This window comes from Pseudomonas sp. REST10, assembly GCF_029542605.1.
Taxonomy (GTDB): Bacteria; Pseudomonadota; Gammaproteobacteria; order Pseudomonadales; family Pseudomonadaceae; genus Aquipseudomonas; species Aquipseudomonas khazarica.
Genome location: NZ_CP035677.1, coordinates 930,901 through 946,498, shown reverse-complemented (window position 1 = coordinate 946,498; position 15,598 = coordinate 930,901). Strand labels below are relative to the sequence as shown.

The following is a 15,598-nucleotide window of genomic DNA, read 5'->3' as shown; positions in this document are numbered from 1 at the left end:
ATTTGTTTTCGATCAATAACGTTCCTGTGCATATACTCAAAACACTCGGACACCGCCTATCAGGATGCCTATGCTGCAGCGTTTCGTCTTATCGCTCGCTCTCTTGCTGTGGCTGGCCTCCACCAGCCAGGCGGCCCCCGTCATCACTCTGAGCGCGACCAGCAGCGGCTCGGCGCTCAACGCCGACGTCGAGCTGCTGGAGGATTCGCACGGCACGCTGAGCATCGGCGACATCACCTCAGCCACACAGCAATCGCGCTTTCAGGCAGCCAACGGGCGGGCCAGCGTGGGCCAGAGCCTGAATCCCTGGTGGATCAAACTCAGCGTGCAACGCGACAGCAGCGCGCCGACGGACTGGGTGCTGGAAGTCGGCTCGGTCACCCAGCTCGATCTGCAGCTCTACCTGCCCGATGGCCAGGGTGGCTGGCAGATGCGCCAGGCGGGAGAACGCGTGGCTTTCAGCGAGAGCCGCGACCTCGCATACCGGCGCATGGTGTTCGACCTGCCGGCGCTGGGCGAACAGCCGCTGACCCTGTACCTGCGTGCGTTCGACCCGGCCGGCAACTCCTTTCCCCTGCGCATCTGGCAGAGCGACGACCTCACGCAACTGGCGATCCGCGAGAACCTCGGGCTGGGCGTCATCTACGGCGTGGTCTTCGCCCTGCTGCTGTACAACCTGTTCATTCTCATCTCGCTGCGTGACAAGGCCTACTTCTGGTACGTGCTGACCACGGCCTTCGCCCTGCTGTTCATCATCAGCATGACCGGCCATGGCGCGCAGTACCTGTGGCCGAATCACCCCGTTCCGGTCTGGCTCGACCGCATCACCCTGCCGTCGCTGTGGGGCCTGTTCGCCAGCCGTTTCACCCAGACGCTGCTGCAGACCAAGCTCTACGTCCGCTGGGCCCATCACCTGCTGAACATGGCCTGCGTGATCTACCTGATCGCCATCGGCCTGACCCTGTTCGAGCAGCGCTACCTGGCCGCCTGGGCCATCGCCCTGCTGTCGCTGACCAGCATTCCCGCTGCGCTAGGCAGCGCCGTGATCCGCTGGCGCCAGGGCTTCTTCCCGGCGCAGCTGTACCTCTACGGCTACGGCCTGGTGCTGGGCAGCGTCGCCATTCTGCTGCTGCGTACCACCGGCGTGCTGCAACCGGCCGAGTGGAACGCCTATGTGTTCCCCCTGGCCGTCGCGGCCGAGTCGATCCTGTTCTCCTTCGCCCTGGCCTATCGCATCCAGATCCTCAAGCAGGAGCGCGCCGACGCCCTGCAGCAGGCGGACCGCGAAAAGACTGCGCGCCTCGCGCAACTGCAGGCCAGCGCGGACGAGCTGCAGGCGGCGGTGACCGCACGCACCGCCGAGCTGGCCGCGACCAACAACCAGCTCCGCGAGCGCGAGCACGAGCTGCAGCACGCTGCCTTCCACGACCCGCTGACCGAACTGCCCAACCGCCGCTATCTGGTCGAGCGCTGCGAGTCGGCCCTGGCGCATGCCGAGCGCCACCAGGAGAGCGTGGCGCTGCTGCTGATCGACCTGGACCACTTCAAGCCGATCAACGACCGCTTCGGCCACGCCGCCGGCGACCTGATGCTGCAGGTCATCGCCAAGCGACTGCGCGAGCACGTGCGCGCCGGCGACGCCGTCTCGCGCCTGGGAGGAGACGAGTTCGCGGCGCTGATCTGTGGCAGCGATGCGGAAAACCAGGCCAGGGAAATCGCCGCACGCCTGGTCAGCGAGCTGTCCGTACCGGTGCACTACGGCGCCGAGCGCCTGCGCGTCACGGTCAGCATCGGCGCCGCCCTGTACCCCTGCCATGCACAGAGCTTCACCGGCCTGTACAAGGCCGCGGACGCCGCGCTCTACCGCGTCAAGGAGCTGGGCCGTTCAGGCTCGCGGATACATGGCGACGATGGCGAACTCAGCGAACAGGCCTGCCTGCAGCTGGATGTGCTCAAGGTGCCGAGCGGGCTGGCCTGATCAGCCGATGTAGCGGCGCGGCACGCGAGCCGTGACCTTGGTCAGCAGCTCGTAGCCGATGCTGCCGCAGGCGATCGCGACCTCGTCCACCGGCAGGTTGCTGCCCCACAGCTCCACCGGCGAGTCGATGCCTGCCTCAGGCACGTCGGTGATGTCCACCGCCAGCATGTCCATCGAGACCCGCCCCGCCAGCATCGCCAGCTGACCCTCGACCAGCACCGGCGTGCCGCTGGGGGCGTGGCGGGGATAGCCGTCGGCGTAACCGCAACTGACCGTGGCGATACGCGAGTCGCGCTCGGCGACCCAGGCAGCGCCATAACCGACAGACTCGCCAGCCGCCACCTCATGCACGGCGATGACCCGCGCAGCCAGGGTCATCGCCGGCTTCAGGGCCAGCTCACTGGCGCTGAGATCGGCGAACGGCGTCGCGCCGTAGAGCATGATGCCGGGGCGCAACCAGTCCATGTGCGCGGCGGGAATGGTCAGCACGGCGGCCGAGTTGGCCAGCGAGCGATGCGTGAAGTCCAAGTCCAGCAACCCGAGGAAGCATTCGACCTGCTGCTCGGTGAGCGGGTGGCCGCGCTCGTCGGCACAGGCGAAATGGCTGAGCAGATTGAGCTCGGCGACCTGCGGGGCATCCGCCAGGCGCGCATGCCACTGGCGCAGTTCGGCGGCATCGAAGCCCAGGCGGTGCATGCCGGAATCCAGCTTCAGCCAGACATTCAGCGGGCGCGGCAGCTCACTGCCCAACAGAGCCTCGGCCTGCGCCGCGCTCTGCAGCACCAGGTCGAAGCCGAGCTGAGCGGCGATGGCATATTCGCCGGCCTCGAAGCAGCCCTCCAGCAACAGGATGCGCGCCTCGTCGTGCATGGCGCGCACTTCCGCAGCCTCCTCCAGGCTGGCCACCGCGAAACCGTCGGCGATATCGCGCAGCGCCGTCACCACCTCGCGCACGCCATGCCCGTAGGCATTGGCCTTGACCACCGCGAACGCCTGGCGGCCCGGCGCGCAGCGCTTGGCAACGCTGTAGTTGTGGACGATGGCGGAGAGGTCGACGATGGCAGCAAGCGGACGCATGGCAGAGGGCCTGAACGAAAAACGGGTACCCATCTTAACCCTTGGGCACCCGTTTTCATTGATCTGCGCCAGACCATCGTTGCCGTGAGCGCTGGGAGGTAGGAAGCCCGGCGCGCAGCAACGATTTATTCGTCGTCGAACTGGTAGCTACCCGGTGCCAGATTCTCGAAGCGCGAGAACTTGCCGAGGAAGGCCAGGCGCGCGGTCCCCAGCGGGCCGTTACGCTGCTTGCCGATGATGATCTCGGCCACGCCCTTGTACTCGGTCTCGGGGTGGTAGACCTCGTCGCGATAGACGAACAGGATGATGTCGGCGTCCTGCTCGATCGCCCCGGATTCACGCAAGTCGGAGTTGATCGGGCGCTTGTTGGGACGCTGTTCGAGGCCGCGGTTGAGCTGCGACAGGGCAATCACCGGGCAGTTGAATTCCTTGGCCAGGGCCTTGAGCGAGCGCGAGATCTCGGAAATCTCGTTGACCCGGCTGTCGCCGCTGGAACCCGGAATCTGCATCAACTGCAGGTAGTCGACCATGATCAGGCCGATCTCGCCATGTTCACGCGCCAGGCGCCGCGTACGCGCACGCATCTCGCTCGGGGAGATGCCGGCGGTATCGTCGATGAACAGCTTGCGGTCGTTGAGCAGGTTCACCGCACTGGTCAGTCGCGGCCAGTCGTCATCGTCGAGCTGGCCGGCACGCACCTTGGTCTGGTCGATGCGCCCCAGCGAGGCGAGCATACGAATGACGATGGACTCCGACGGCATCTCCAGCGAGTAGACGAGGATCGACTTGTCGCTGCGCATCAGCGCGTTTTCCACCAGGTTCATGGCGAAGGTGGTCTTACCCATCGACGGACGGCCGGCGACGATGATCATGTCGGCCGGCTGCAGGCCGCTGGTCAGGTTGTCCAGATCATCGAAGCCGGTGGACAGACCGGTGATCGCGTCACCGTTGTTGAACAGCTCGTCGATACGGTCGATAGCCTTGACCAGGATATCGTTGATGCCCACCGGGCCACCGGTCTTCGGCCGGTCCTCGGCGATCTCGAAGATCTTGCGCTCGGCCTCGTCGAGGATCTCCTCGCCGGTGCGCCCCTCGGGGGCATAGGCGCTGTCAGCGATTTCGTTGCTGATGCCGATCAGCTTACGCAGGGTCGCGCGTTCACGGATGATCTGCGCGTAGGCCTTGATGTTGGCCACCGACGGCGTGTTCTTCGCCAGTTCGCCCAGGTACGCCAGACCGCCGACCTGCGACAGCTGACCTTCCTTGTCCAGCTGCTCGGACAGGGTCACGACGTCGAACGGCGCATTGCGCTCGGCCAGCTTGAAGATCGCCCGGAAGATCAGGCGATGGTCGTGGCGATAGAAGTCACCATCGGAAACGCCATCGAGCACGCGCTCCCAGGCATTGTTGTCCAGCATCAGACCACCCAGCACCGCCTGCTCCGCCTCGATGGAGTGCGGTGGCACCTTCAGGGCCGCAGTTTGCAGGTCGTATTGTTCGGGGATGCTGATGTCGTTCATAGGCTCGAAAAGAAAGTGCAGCGATAGAAAAACAAAGGGCACGGATCGCAGAAGCGATACCGTGCCCGATTGTCAGCAGACCTGCACCGAAGCGCAAGCCCGCTTGGCGGCTACTGCTTAGGCAGCGACCACGATCACCTTGACGGTGGCTTCGACGTCGGTGTGCAGGTGCAGTGCAACGTCGTACTCGCCGACCAGACGGATAGTACCGTTGGGCAGACGAACTTCAGCCTTGGCCACTTCAACGCCGGAGGCGGTCAGGGCGTCAGCGATGTCGTGGGTACCGATCGAACCGAACAGCTTGCCTTCATCGCCAGCAACGGCGGTGATGGTGACTTCCAGCTCAGCCAGTTGAGCAGCGCGAGCTTCAGCGGAAGCTTTCTTCTCGGCAGCGGCTTTTTCCAGCTCGGCGCGGCGGGCTTCGAACGCAGCTACGTTTTCAGCGGTAGCAGCGGTGGCCTTGCCTTGCGGCAGCAGGAAGTTACGGCCGTAACCGGCTTTAACGTTCACTTTGTCGCCCAGGTTGCCCAGATTGGCGATTTTTTCCAGCAGGATGACTTCCATTTGGGTCTTACCTCTTAACTTTTAACCTTCACCGTTCGCAGAGCCCGGGCCGTTCTTGCGCGCCAGGCGACCGCGAAAATCAAACAGACTGTCGACGATGGCCAAGACCACCAGCAAGGGATAGATCAGCTGCATGAACAGCAGCAACGTGATGTACAGGCCCACCAGCCAGAAGCGAGCGAGGCCACCCTTTTCCACCAGGCCATGCACCAGGGCGACCCCGGCGAACAGCAGCGGCACGCTGCACAGCGGCGTGAGCATGGCCAGTTGCGGCCCGAGGTTCGGACCCAGCAGCATGCCCGCCAGCAGCAACAGTGCCTGCGGCAGCGGCAGTCTCAGGGCGCGGAACTCGCTCCCGAAACCACCCGGGTTGTACAACACGGCCTGCCAGTAACGCCCAAGTATCAGGCTCAGCAAGCTCAGGATCTGCAGCAGGGCCGCCAGCAAACCGGTCAGCACTGGCGCAATCAGGGCCTCGAGACGCTCGCGTTCGTTCACCGTCATCTGCTGGTGAACCCCATCCAGCATGTTCGGCAGCAGCTTCTGCAGCTCGCCGGCCATGGCCGCGATGGGTTCGCGGAACACTGCCCCAAGGACAACCCCATACACCAGGCCCAGTACCACACTGCTCAGCAGTATGCGGTTCCAGGTCCAGCTGGCGCGCAACAACAACGCCAGTCCCAGCGCCCCGACCAACACCAGCAAGGTGCGTGGTTCGCCGAAATACCACCAGGCAATCGCCGGTAGCATGGCCCAGGCCACGATGCCCAGGGCATCGTTGGCACCGCGCCGCAACAGCACCAGGCTGCCAGCGGCGGCACTCAACCAGAACAACAGCGGCATCGCTGCCGATCCCACCACCACGAGGGTGGCCTGCATGCGGCCGCGCATGATGTATTCAGCCAGGGCACGCATGCGATCTATTCCTTAACTCTTGTCGACTATCCGATCTCAGCGGCCGTGGCTGTCGGTGTAGGGCAGCAGGGCCAGGAAGCGGGCGCGCTTGATAGCGGTGGCCAGCTGACGCTGATAACGAGCCTTGGTACCGGTGATACGGCTGGGAACGATCTTGCCGGTTTCCGAGATGTAGGCTTTCAGGGTGTTGAGATCTTTGAAATCGATCTCTTTCACGTCTTCAGCGGTGAAACGGCAGAATTTACGACGACGGAAGAAACGTGCCATGTGATTGGCTCCTCAATAGATCCGTGGATTACTCGTCAGCGTTGTCGCTGTCGTTGCTGTCGCTGTCATCGCTGTCGTTGGACTCAGCGTTTTCAGGACGTTCACGACGCTCGCGGCGCTCACTGCGGTTTTCTTCGGCCTTCAGCATCTCGGACTGACCGGTTACGGCCTCGTCGCGACGGATGACCAGGTTACGGATCACGGCGTCGTTGTAGCGGAAGCTGTCTTCCAGCTCGGCCAGGGCCTTGCCGGTGCACTCTACGTTGAGCATCACGTAGTGAGCTTTGTGGACGTTGTTGATGGCGTAAGCCAGCTGACGACGGCCCCAGTCTTCCAGGCGGTGAATCTTGCCACCGTCTTCTTCGATCAGCTTGGTGTAACGCTCGACCATGCCGCCGACTTGCTCGCTCTGGTCCGGGTGAACCAGAAAGATGATTTCGTAATGACGCATAAATGCTCCTTACGGGTTGTAGCCTGCCAACTAAGGTGGTCAGGCAAGGAGTGGGTTTTCTCGTGATGAGCTCACCGGACGTAAGGCATAGAAAAGCCTGCCGTCACGGCAAGGGGCGCCATTCTAGAGAAGCCCCCTGCCGCACGCAAGGTGAACTGGCGATTATTTGAACAGTCAGCCGCGCACCTTGGCCTGGCGCTGGCGCACCGCCTCGAACAGGCAGACGCCGGTGGCGACCGATACGTTCAGGCTGCTGACGCTGCCGCCCATGGGCAGCTTGACCAGGTAATCGCAATGCTCGCGGGTCAGGCGGCGCATGCCCTTGCCTTCGGCGCCCATCACCAGCACCGTCGGCCCGGTCATGTCGAGCTGGTACAGCTCCTGCTCCACCTCACCGGCGGTGCCGACGACCCACAGGCCTTTCTTCTGCAGCTTCTCCAGGGTCCGCGCCAGGTTGGTCACCGCGACCAGCGGAATGACCTCGGCGGCGCCGCAGGCCACCTTGCGCACGGTGGCGTTGAGCGTGGCCGACTTGTCCTTGGGCACGATCACCGCCTGCGCACCCGCGGCATCGGCCGTACGCAGGCAGGCCCCCAGGTTGTGCGGATCGGTGACGCCGTCGAGCACCAGCAGCAAGGGCACGCCCTCGCTACGTTCGAGCAGCTCGTCGAGCATGTTCTCGCCCCAGACCTGGCTCGGACTGACCTCAGCGACCACGCCCTGGTGCACGCCCTCGGCCCACTCGTCGAGTTCCTGGCGCTCCTTATGCCCGACCGGCACGCGGTGCTGCGCCGCCAGCTCCAGCATCGGCTGGATACGCGGCGCCTGGCGGCTCTCGGCCAGCCACAACTGCTTGACCCGCTTAGGGTGATGGCGCAGCAGCGCCTCCACGGCATGCACGCCGTAGACCTTCTCCAACTGACTCATCGTTTCGCCTTACGCTTGCTCGGCTTGCCGCCAGCGCTGGTCTCGGCCTTGCCCTTGGGTGCAGGCGCGCCCTTGCGATGACTGGACGATTTCTTCGCCGGCGCCTTGGCACCGCCCTTCTTCGCTCCATCGAGCAGCGCCTTCTTCACCTCGCGGCTTTTCTGCACGTCGGTATTACCCATGCCGCCGCGCTTGCCCGTGCGACGTGCGTCATCACCCTTGCCGGCCTTGCCCTGGCTCAGCTCGAAGTCGATCTTGCGTTCGTCGAGGTCGACCCGCATCACCTTGACCTCGACGCTGTCGCCCAGGCGGAAGCTGCGACCGCTGCGCTCGCCGGACAAGCGATGATGGACGGGATCGAAGTGGTAGTAGTCGGCCGGCAACGCGGTCACGTGCACCAGGCCCTCGACATAGATGTCACGCAACTCGACGAAGATGCCGAAGCCGGTCACCGCGGTGATCACGCCTTCGAAGGTCTCGCCGACGCGATCCTGCATGAACTCGCACTTGAGCCAGTTGACCACGTCACGAGTGGCCTCGTCGGCGCGGCGCTCGGTCATCGAGCACTGCTCGCCGAGTTTCTCCAGGGCCGCCTCGTCGTACGGATAGATGCGCGCCTTGGGCATGGTCGCCGCACCGGCGCGCTCGACGTGCTTGGTTTCCCGCTTGGAGCGAATCATGCTGCGAATGGCGCGGTGCACCAGCAGGTCGGGATAGCGACGGATCGGCGAGGTGAAGTGGGTGTAGGCCTCGTAATTGAGGCCGAAGTGCCCTTCGTTCTGCGCGCTGTATACCGCCTGGCTGAGCGAACGCAGCATCACGGTCTGGATCAGGTGGAAGTCCGGACGCTCGCGGATGCTCTCCAGCAGGCGCTGGTAGTCCTTCGGCGACGGGCCATCCTTGGATTTGCCGCGCTGCAGCGACAGGCCAAGCTCACCGAGGAACTGCTTGAGCTTTTCCAGGCGCTCCGGCGGCGGGCCATCGTGCACGCGATACAGCGAGGGAATCTCGTGATCCTGCATGAAGCGCGCGGTGGCCACGTTGGCGGCCAGCATGCACTCCTCGATCAGCTTGTGCGCATCGTTGCGCTGGGTCGGACGGATCTCGTCGATCTTGCGGTCGGAACCGAAGACGATGCGCGTCTCCTGCGTCTCGAAGTCGATGGCGCCGCGCTCGTGACGTGCGGCGACCAGCACCTGATAGAGCGCATACAGCTCCTTGAGGTGCGGCAGGACCGCCTTGTACTCGCTGCGCAGGGCCTTGCCTTCGGCGCCCTTGGGATCTTCCAGCATGTAGCTGACCTTGTTGTAGGTCAGGCGCGCATGGGAGTGGATCACCGCCTCGTAGAACTTGTAGTCGACCATCTGGCCGCTCTTGGACATGCTCATCTCGCAGACCATGGCCAGGCGATCGACATGCGGGTTGAGCGAGCACAGGCCGTTGGACAGCTCCTCCGGCAGCATCGGCACGACGCGCTCGGGGAAGTACACCGAGTTGCCACGCTCCACCGCCTCGGCATCCAGCGCCGAGCCGACCTTCACATAGTGCGACACGTCGGCGATGGCCACGTACAGCTTCCAGCCACCGGAGAACAGCTTCCAGCGGCTGCTGTTCTTCTCGCAGTAGACGGCGTCGTCGAAGTCGCGCGCATCCTCGCCATCGATGGTGACGAACGGCAGATGACGCAGATCGACGCGCTTCTCCTTGTCCTTCTCTTCCACCTCGGGCTTGAGCTTGCGCGCTTCCTTGATCACGGCCTCGGGCCAGACATGCGGAATGTCGTAGCTGCGCAGCGCCACGTCGATTTCCATGCCCGGCGCCATGTAGTTGCCGATCACCTCGACGATGTCGCCCTGCGGCTGGAAGCGCTGCGTCGGCCAGTGGGTGATCTTGATCTCGACGAACTGACCGATCCGCGCACCGGCGGTGCGGCCCGGAGTGACCAGCACTTCCTGCTGAATCTTCGGGTTGTCCGCGACCACGAAGCCGATACCGTTCTCTTCGTAGTAGCGACCGACGACGCTCTCGTGAGCACGTTCGATCACCTCGACGATGCCACCCTCGCGGCGCCCGCGACGGTCGAAACCGGCCACGCGCACCAGGGCCCGGTCGCCGTCGAAGACCAGGCGCATCTGCGCCGGGCTGAGGAACAGGTCGTCACTGCCGTCGTCCGGCACCAGGAAGCCGAAACCGTCGCGGTGACCGCTGATGCGACCGCAGATCAGGTCGAGCTTGTCCACCGGGGCATAGCTGCCTCGCCGGGTATAGATCAGTTGACCGTCGCGCTCCATGGCACGTAGGCGGCGGCGCAGGGCTTCGAGCTGGTCTTCGGTTTCGAGACCGAACTCTTCGACCAGCTGCTCGCGGCTGGCGGGCGAACCACGCTCGGCCAGATGGGCCAGGATCAGTTCGCGGCTGGGAATGGGGTTTTCGTATTTTTCCGCCTCGCGGGCGGCCTCGGGATCGAGGGATTGCCAATCGGCCATTTAAAGGGGGTTACCTATGCGTATGTATAAAGGTGTGTGTGCCATATGCCTATTGAAGCGCGAAATCGGCATCCGGGGCAGCTTTTCCGGCGACAATAATTTTTTTGGGGTCAGGGGTTTACAAGGTAAATGCCCGCCCGTATAGTTCGCGCCCACAGCGTCGAGGAGACGTTGTAACACGAAGCAGATGATGATTCATCGGCTTCAGTGCCCAGGTGGCGGAATTGGTAGACGCGCTGGTTTCAGGTATCAGTGGTGGCAACACCGTGGAAGTTCGAGTCTTCTCCTGGGCACCAAATTCGTGAAGCAGATTGATAACCTGTTTCACAATAACGGACGCAGTGATCCGTGTCGGCAACGATGAACATTGCAGTGTGCCCAGGTGGCGGAATTGGTAGACGCGCTGGTTTCAGGTATCAGTGGTGGCAACACCGTGGAAGTTCGAGTCTTCTCCTGGGCACCAAAATTCAAGAAAACCGAGTCGAAAGACTCGGTTTTTTTATGCCCGCAGAAAAAGGCCGCCAGCAGGCGGCCCCAGACTCAGACCTTGAACTGCCCCAGACTGGCCTTGAGCTGCGCCGCCAGCTCGTCCAGCGCCCGCGCATTGCCGGCGATGGCCGTCACCGCCTCTGCGGCACGCCGCGCCTCGGCATGAATCACCTCGACCCGCTCACGCACCGCCCCGGCGCCCTGCGCCTGGTGCGCCGCCGCCTGCGTCGCGGCATTGATGGCGCCATGCACCTCATCCACCGACTGCTGCACAGATTGCTGCAGGCGCGCACTGTCGCGCAGCACCTCGAGCCCTTCGTTGCCCTGGGTGCCCGCCTGGGTGATGGCCGCCACCGCTTCCTGTGCGCCACGCTGCAGGGCAGCGATATGCGTCTGGATGTCGCCGGTCGATTGCTGGGTCTTGCTGGCCAGGGCACGCACCTCGTCCGCCACCACGGCGAAACCGCGACCGCTTTCCCCGGCCCGTGCTGCCTCGATGGCCGCGTTCAGCGCCAGCAGGTTGGTCTGCTCGGCGATGGACTGAATCACGGTCAGTACCACCTCGATCTGCTCGCTCTGCTTGGCCAGGCGCTCGATCACCGCCGAACCGTCCGCCACACGGGCGACCAGCCCCTCGATCAGAGCGGATAGCCGCTGAGCGATCGCCGCATTCTCATGCGCCGCCTGGCGAATGGTGTCGACGCGCTGCAGCGCCTCCTGCATCGCCTGGCTCTCGGACTGCGCCTCATCCGCCATCTGCTCCAGCGCCTGCAGGCTGCCCGCCACCTCGTCACGCTGGCGACCGGCCGCCGCTTCCGCCGCCACGCCGCGCTCGGTCAGGCTGCGAATCTGCTCGCCAGTGCGCAGCGCCACCTCGCCGGATTCGCGCACGATGGGCTGCAACTTGGCGATGAAGCGATTGACCGCCCCCGCCATCTCACCCACTTCGTCCTGGCTGCGAACATCCACGCGGCGCGTCAGATCGCCCTCACCCGCCGCCAGATCGTTGAGCGCATCGCTGAGCAGGCGCAGACGGCTGAGCACCCGCCAGCCCAGCACCAGCGCCACCGCCATCAGCGCCACGGCACCGACCACCAGCAAGCCCAGGGCGATGTTCCAGCGCAGCGTGTCCGCTGCGGCACGCACCGACTCGCCGCCATTGCGCGCCATTTCGTCGGTGTAGCGCTCGGCCGACTTCAGCCGCTCGCGCAAGGCCCGCGCCGCCTCTTCCGACGCCCCCGACAGACTACTGTCGACCAGCTCGCCCGCACCGTTGACCAGCCCGTTGAAGCGCCCGTCGAGTGCCGCCAGCTCACGCTCGACCACCTCCAGCGAGAGCCCCATCTGGATCTTGCCGATCTGTGCGCCCATCGGATTGATTTCCGCCTCGACGATGTACACCCGCGGATCACGCGAGGCGGCATCGACCAGCTTGTCCAGCGGCGAACTGCCCTGCCCCGCCGCGACCAGCTCGCGCACCCTTGAGTTGCTGCGGTTGAAATTGCGCGTCAGGCGCTTGCCCTCGGCGTCGTAGACCACCGCGAAGAGCACCGCCGGGTCCTGCTGCGCGATACGGGTCAGGGCCGTCAGCGCCGGAACGTCCAGGTCCCATATGGCCTTGGGCGCCACCCCGGCGAGCAACCGCGCCAGCGATTGCCCGGACTGCTTGAGACTGCCCTCGAGCACCTCGCGCAGTTGCGCCTGCTCGCTCTTGAGCTGCCCGGAAAGGCCCTCGGTAAGGCGTGCGCGGGTGCTCTGCGAGAGCGCCGCCAGGCCCTGGCTCATCTCCTGCTCGGCCAGGTTCAGCTCATCGCCCAGGCGCCTGCTTTCGCCGCCCAGACGCTGGGCGAGATCCTCGACCATGCCATTGACCGACGCCCCCATCAGCCACACCGCAAGCCCGACCTGCACCAACATGGCCAGACCCAGGGCAACGTACACCGGGCGCAGCAGACGACTGCGCAACATCGAAACGATGGCGAACACGGGCAACACTCCTCAACGACCGTAATCGTGTTAACGGCGACTTCCGGGATAAATTTAGCTCAAGCAAGCTTCATACCCGGCACCCGGATACGAAAAGACCGCCCGGAGGCGGTCTTTTCAGTGATCGAACGGGCGATCAGGCGAACGGGTGACGCAGGACGATGGTCTCGTTGCGGTCCGGGCCGGTGGAGATGATGTCGATCGGCGCACCGACCAGCTCCTCGACGCGCTTGATGTAGGCACGAGCAGCGGCCGGCAGGTCGTCCAGGCTCTTGGCGCCCAGGGTCGACTCGCTCCAGCCCGGCATTTCCTCGTACACCGGCTGCAGGCCGATGTAGCTGTCGGCATCGGTCGGCGCATCGCTCAGCACCTGGCCGTTGGCATCCTTGTAGCCGGTGCAGATGCGGATGGTTTCCAGGCCGTCGAGCACGTCCAGCTTGGTCAGGCACAGGCCGGAGATGCTGTTGATCTCGATGGCACGACGCAGGATCACGGCATCGAACCAGCCGCAGCGACGGGCACGACCGGTGGTCGCACCGAACTCGTGACCACGCTTGGCCAGGAAGGCACCGATGTCGTCGAACAGCTCGGTCGGGAACGGACCGGAACCCACACGGGTGGTGTAGGCCTTGGTGATACCGAGGATATAGTCGAGGTACAGCGGGCCGAAACCGGAACCGGTGGCGATACCGCCGGCGGTGGTGTTGGAGCTGGTGACGTAGGGGTAGGTGCCGTGGTCGATGTCCAGCAGCGAGCCCTGGGCCCCCTCGAACATGATGTCCTTGCCGCCCTTGCGCAGGTCATGCAGCACTGCGGTGACGTCGGCCATCATCGGCTTGAGCAGCTCGGCGTATTCCATGCACTCGTCCAGAGTCTTCTGGAAGTCGATGGCCGGCTCCTTGTAGAAGTTGACCAGCTGGAAGTTGTGGTAGTCCAGCAGCTCGCCGAGCTTGGCGGCGAAACGCTCGCGATGGAACAGGTCACCGACCCGCAGGCCACGACGCGCTACCTTGTCCTCGTACGCAGGGCCGATGCCGCGACCGGTGGTACCGATCTTGGCGTCGCCACGGGCCTTCTCACGCGCCTGATCCAGGGCGACGTGATAGGACAGGATCAGCGGGCAAGCCGGGCTGATGCGCAGGCGCTCGCGCACGGGCACGCCCTTCTCTTCCAGCTTGTTGATTTCGCGCAGCAGGGCGTCAGGCGCGACGACCACACCGTTGCCGATCAGGCACTCGACACCCTCACGCAGGATGCCGGACGGAATCAGGTGCAGGACGGTCTTCTCACCGTCGATCACCAGGGTGTGGCCGGCGTTGTGGCCGCCCTGGTAACGCACGACTGCAGCGGCCTGCTCGGTGAGCAGGTCGACGATCTTGCCCTTGCCCTCATCACCCCACTGGGTGCCCAGGACGACGACATTCTTACCCATAAACTTGTCCTCTTCGCGCAAGCTTCGATGCCGGCAGTTGGCCGGCGAAAATGAATTCAGGACGCCAGGGGCGTCACCTGCCAACGTCCATCGCGCAGCGCCAGCAGCCGATCACAGCCTGCCTCGTGCGCATCCGCCTCGCTCTGCCCGGGCAGCGCCTGAACCACGCGCTCGCCCTCACCACGCAGACGACGAACGGCCTGCCACAGATAGAGGTCATGATTGTCCGGCGCCCAGATGCCTTTGACAGTCTCATCCAGGCGCATGTCCCCCAGGGTCACCAGGGTTTTCAGATCGGTGGAGAAGCCCGTCGCCGGGCGTGCCCGGCCGAATACGGCCCCCGTGTCGTCGTAGCGCCCGCCCTGAGCGATGGCTCCGCCTTCGCCCGGCACGAACGCCGCGAACACCACACCGGTGTGATAGTTGTAGCCACGCAGCTCACCCAGGTCGAAATACAGCGGCAACTCTGGGTAGCGCAGTTCCAGCGCATCGGCGATGGCGACCAGCTCATCGAGCGCGGCATGCACGGCATCGGGCGCCTCGACCAGCGCGGCCTGGGCCAGGTCCAGCACCTCGCGGCCGCCGCACAGCTCGGCCAGGGAACGCAGCATGCTGCCCAGACCGGCCGGCAAGGCGGCGGTCAGCGCTTCGATCTCGTCCATGGCCTTGCGCTGCAAGGCATCGAACAGCTGTTGCTCGGCCTCGCCAGAGAGACCAGCGGCACGCGCCAGGCCACGGTAGATGCCGACATGACCGAGGTCCATGTGCACGTCCGGCACGGCGGCCAGCTCCAGGGTCTCGACCAGCAGGCTGATCACCTCGATGTCACTGGCCGGGCTGGCGTCGCCATAGAGTTCGGCACCCAGCTGAATCGGGCTGCGCGACGTGGTCAGGGCACGCGGCTTGGCATGCAGCACACTGCCCGCGTAGCACAGGCGGCTCGGCCCCTCGCGACGCAGCGTGTGCGCGTCGATGCGCGCCACCTGCGGCGTGATGTCGGCACGAAAGCCCATCTGCCGGCCGGACAGCGGATCGGTGACCTTGAACGTACGCAGGTCAAGATCCTGGCCAGCACCAGTCAGCAGGGATTCCAGGTACTCGATATGCGGGGTGACGACGAACTCGTAACCCCAACGCTGGAACAGGTCCAGCACCTGACGGCGTGCCGCCTCGATGCGCGCCGCTTCCGGCGGCAGTACTTCTTCGATGCCATCTGGCAGCAGCCAGCGGTCTACCGTTGCCATTTCGCCATTCCCCTCTCGATCCGGGCGGCACAAGCCTTCAGTGAAGCAGATAGAGAAGAGCCGTACCCAGCAGCATGCTGGCCAGCCCCATAAGACGCAGTCGGCGGTCGGGCAGCCGGGCTGCCTGCATTACCGCCCCGCGCCAGTGGCGCGGATAGAGGAAGGGCAGGATGCCTTCCAGCACCAGTACCAGACACAGAGCGATGCCGAGTTCCTGCCACATGATTCCCACAGACGCAAAAAAGCCGGGATTTTCCCGGCT

Annotated in this window: 13 protein-coding genes and 2 tRNA genes; 3 read left to right on the top strand and 12 right to left on the bottom strand. The window is 64.6% G+C overall.

Annotation, left to right across the window (positions count from 1 at the left end):
- Nucleotides 1-70 precede the first annotated feature (70 nt).
- Nucleotides 71-1,978 carry a GGDEF domain-containing protein gene (locus EWH21_RS04380; protein ID WP_277699892.1) on the top strand — a complete coding sequence of 636 codons (1,908 nt, stop codon included), beginning with the start codon at nucleotides 71-73 and terminating at the stop codon, nucleotides 1,976-1,978.
- Here the strand turns inward: EWH21_RS04380 and alr are convergent, their stop codons facing one another.
- The 8 genes from alr to rnr all read right to left on the bottom strand — a co-directional run bounded on the left by alr (nucleotide 1,979) and on the right by rnr (nucleotide 10,185).
- Nucleotides 1,979-3,055 (bottom strand): alanine racemase, encoded by a 1,077-nt coding sequence (gene alr / locus EWH21_RS04375; protein WP_277699891.1) that lies wholly within the window; start codon nucleotides 3,053-3,055, stop codon nucleotides 1,979-1,981.
- 125 nt (nucleotides 3,056-3,180) lie between these two features.
- Nucleotides 3,181-4,575 carry a replicative DNA helicase gene (gene dnaB / locus EWH21_RS04370; RefSeq protein ID WP_037052414.1) on the bottom strand — a complete coding sequence of 465 codons (1,395 nt, stop codon included), beginning with the start codon at nucleotides 4,573-4,575 and terminating at the stop codon, nucleotides 3,181-3,183.
- Nucleotides 4,576-4,692: 117 nt separating this feature from the next.
- Nucleotides 4,693-5,139, bottom strand: coding sequence for a 50S ribosomal protein L9 (rplI, locus tag EWH21_RS04365; protein WP_037052411.1), 447 nt, complete (start codon nucleotides 5,137-5,139; stop codon nucleotides 4,693-4,695).
- A gap of 21 nt (nucleotides 5,140-5,160) precedes the next feature.
- Nucleotides 5,161-6,054, bottom strand: a complete 894-nt coding sequence (locus tag EWH21_RS04360; protein WP_037052409.1) for a hypothetical protein — start codon at nucleotides 6,052-6,054, stop codon at nucleotides 5,161-5,163.
- Nucleotides 6,055-6,090: 36 nt separating this feature from the next.
- A complete protein-coding gene (gene rpsR / locus EWH21_RS04355) occupies nucleotides 6,091-6,321 on the bottom strand; it encodes a 30S ribosomal protein S18 (RefSeq protein ID WP_003246847.1) in 231 nt (76 codons plus the stop codon).
- Nucleotides 6,322-6,349: 28 nt separating this feature from the next.
- The gene (gene rpsF, locus EWH21_RS04350; RefSeq protein ID WP_047590140.1) at nucleotides 6,350-6,772 is read right to left on the bottom strand and encodes a 30S ribosomal protein S6; all 423 of its coding nucleotides are present in this window, start codon (nucleotides 6,770-6,772) and stop codon (nucleotides 6,350-6,352) included.
- Between the two features lie 174 nt (nucleotides 6,773-6,946).
- The gene (rlmB, locus tag EWH21_RS04345) at nucleotides 6,947-7,699 is read right to left on the bottom strand and encodes a 23S rRNA (guanosine(2251)-2'-O)-methyltransferase RlmB (protein ID WP_152487778.1); all 753 of its coding nucleotides are present in this window, start codon (nucleotides 7,697-7,699) and stop codon (nucleotides 6,947-6,949) included.
- Entirely contained in the window at nucleotides 7,696-10,185 is a 2,490-nt protein-coding gene (gene rnr / locus EWH21_RS04340) for a ribonuclease R (protein WP_047590144.1), read from the bottom strand. Before rnr ends, rlmB begins: the two co-directional genes overlap by 4 nt.
- Before the next feature lie 209 nt (nucleotides 10,186-10,394).
- Here rnr and EWH21_RS04335 point away from each other — a divergent pair.
- A tRNA-Leu gene (locus tag EWH21_RS04335) sits at nucleotides 10,395-10,481 on the top strand.
- Nucleotides 10,482-10,561: 80 nt separating this feature from the next.
- Nucleotides 10,562-10,648: transfer RNA gene (locus EWH21_RS04330), tRNA-Leu, on the top strand.
- 77 nt (nucleotides 10,649-10,725) lie between these two features.
- Here EWH21_RS04330 and EWH21_RS04325 read toward each other — a convergent pair.
- The 4 genes from EWH21_RS04325 to EWH21_RS04310 form a co-directional block, all read right to left on the bottom strand.
- Nucleotides 10,726-12,660: a methyl-accepting chemotaxis protein gene (locus EWH21_RS04325; protein ID WP_134676024.1), complete on the bottom strand. Its 1,935-nt coding sequence runs from the start codon at nucleotides 12,658-12,660 to the stop codon at nucleotides 10,726-10,728.
- A gap of 136 nt (nucleotides 12,661-12,796) precedes the next feature.
- Nucleotides 12,797-14,092: an adenylosuccinate synthase gene (locus tag EWH21_RS04320; protein WP_037054814.1), complete on the bottom strand. Its 1,296-nt coding sequence runs from the start codon at nucleotides 14,090-14,092 to the stop codon at nucleotides 12,797-12,799.
- Between the two features lie 56 nt (nucleotides 14,093-14,148).
- Nucleotides 14,149-15,336 carry an ATP phosphoribosyltransferase regulatory subunit gene (locus EWH21_RS04315; RefSeq protein ID WP_037054815.1) on the bottom strand — a complete coding sequence of 396 codons (1,188 nt, stop codon included), beginning with the start codon at nucleotides 15,334-15,336 and terminating at the stop codon, nucleotides 14,149-14,151.
- Between the two features lie 37 nt (nucleotides 15,337-15,373).
- On the bottom strand, nucleotides 15,374-15,559 hold the full coding sequence (locus EWH21_RS04310) for a DUF2065 family protein (RefSeq protein WP_003459207.1): 186 nt from the start codon (nucleotides 15,557-15,559) through the stop codon (nucleotides 15,374-15,376).
- Nucleotides 15,560-15,598: the final 39 nt, after the last annotated feature.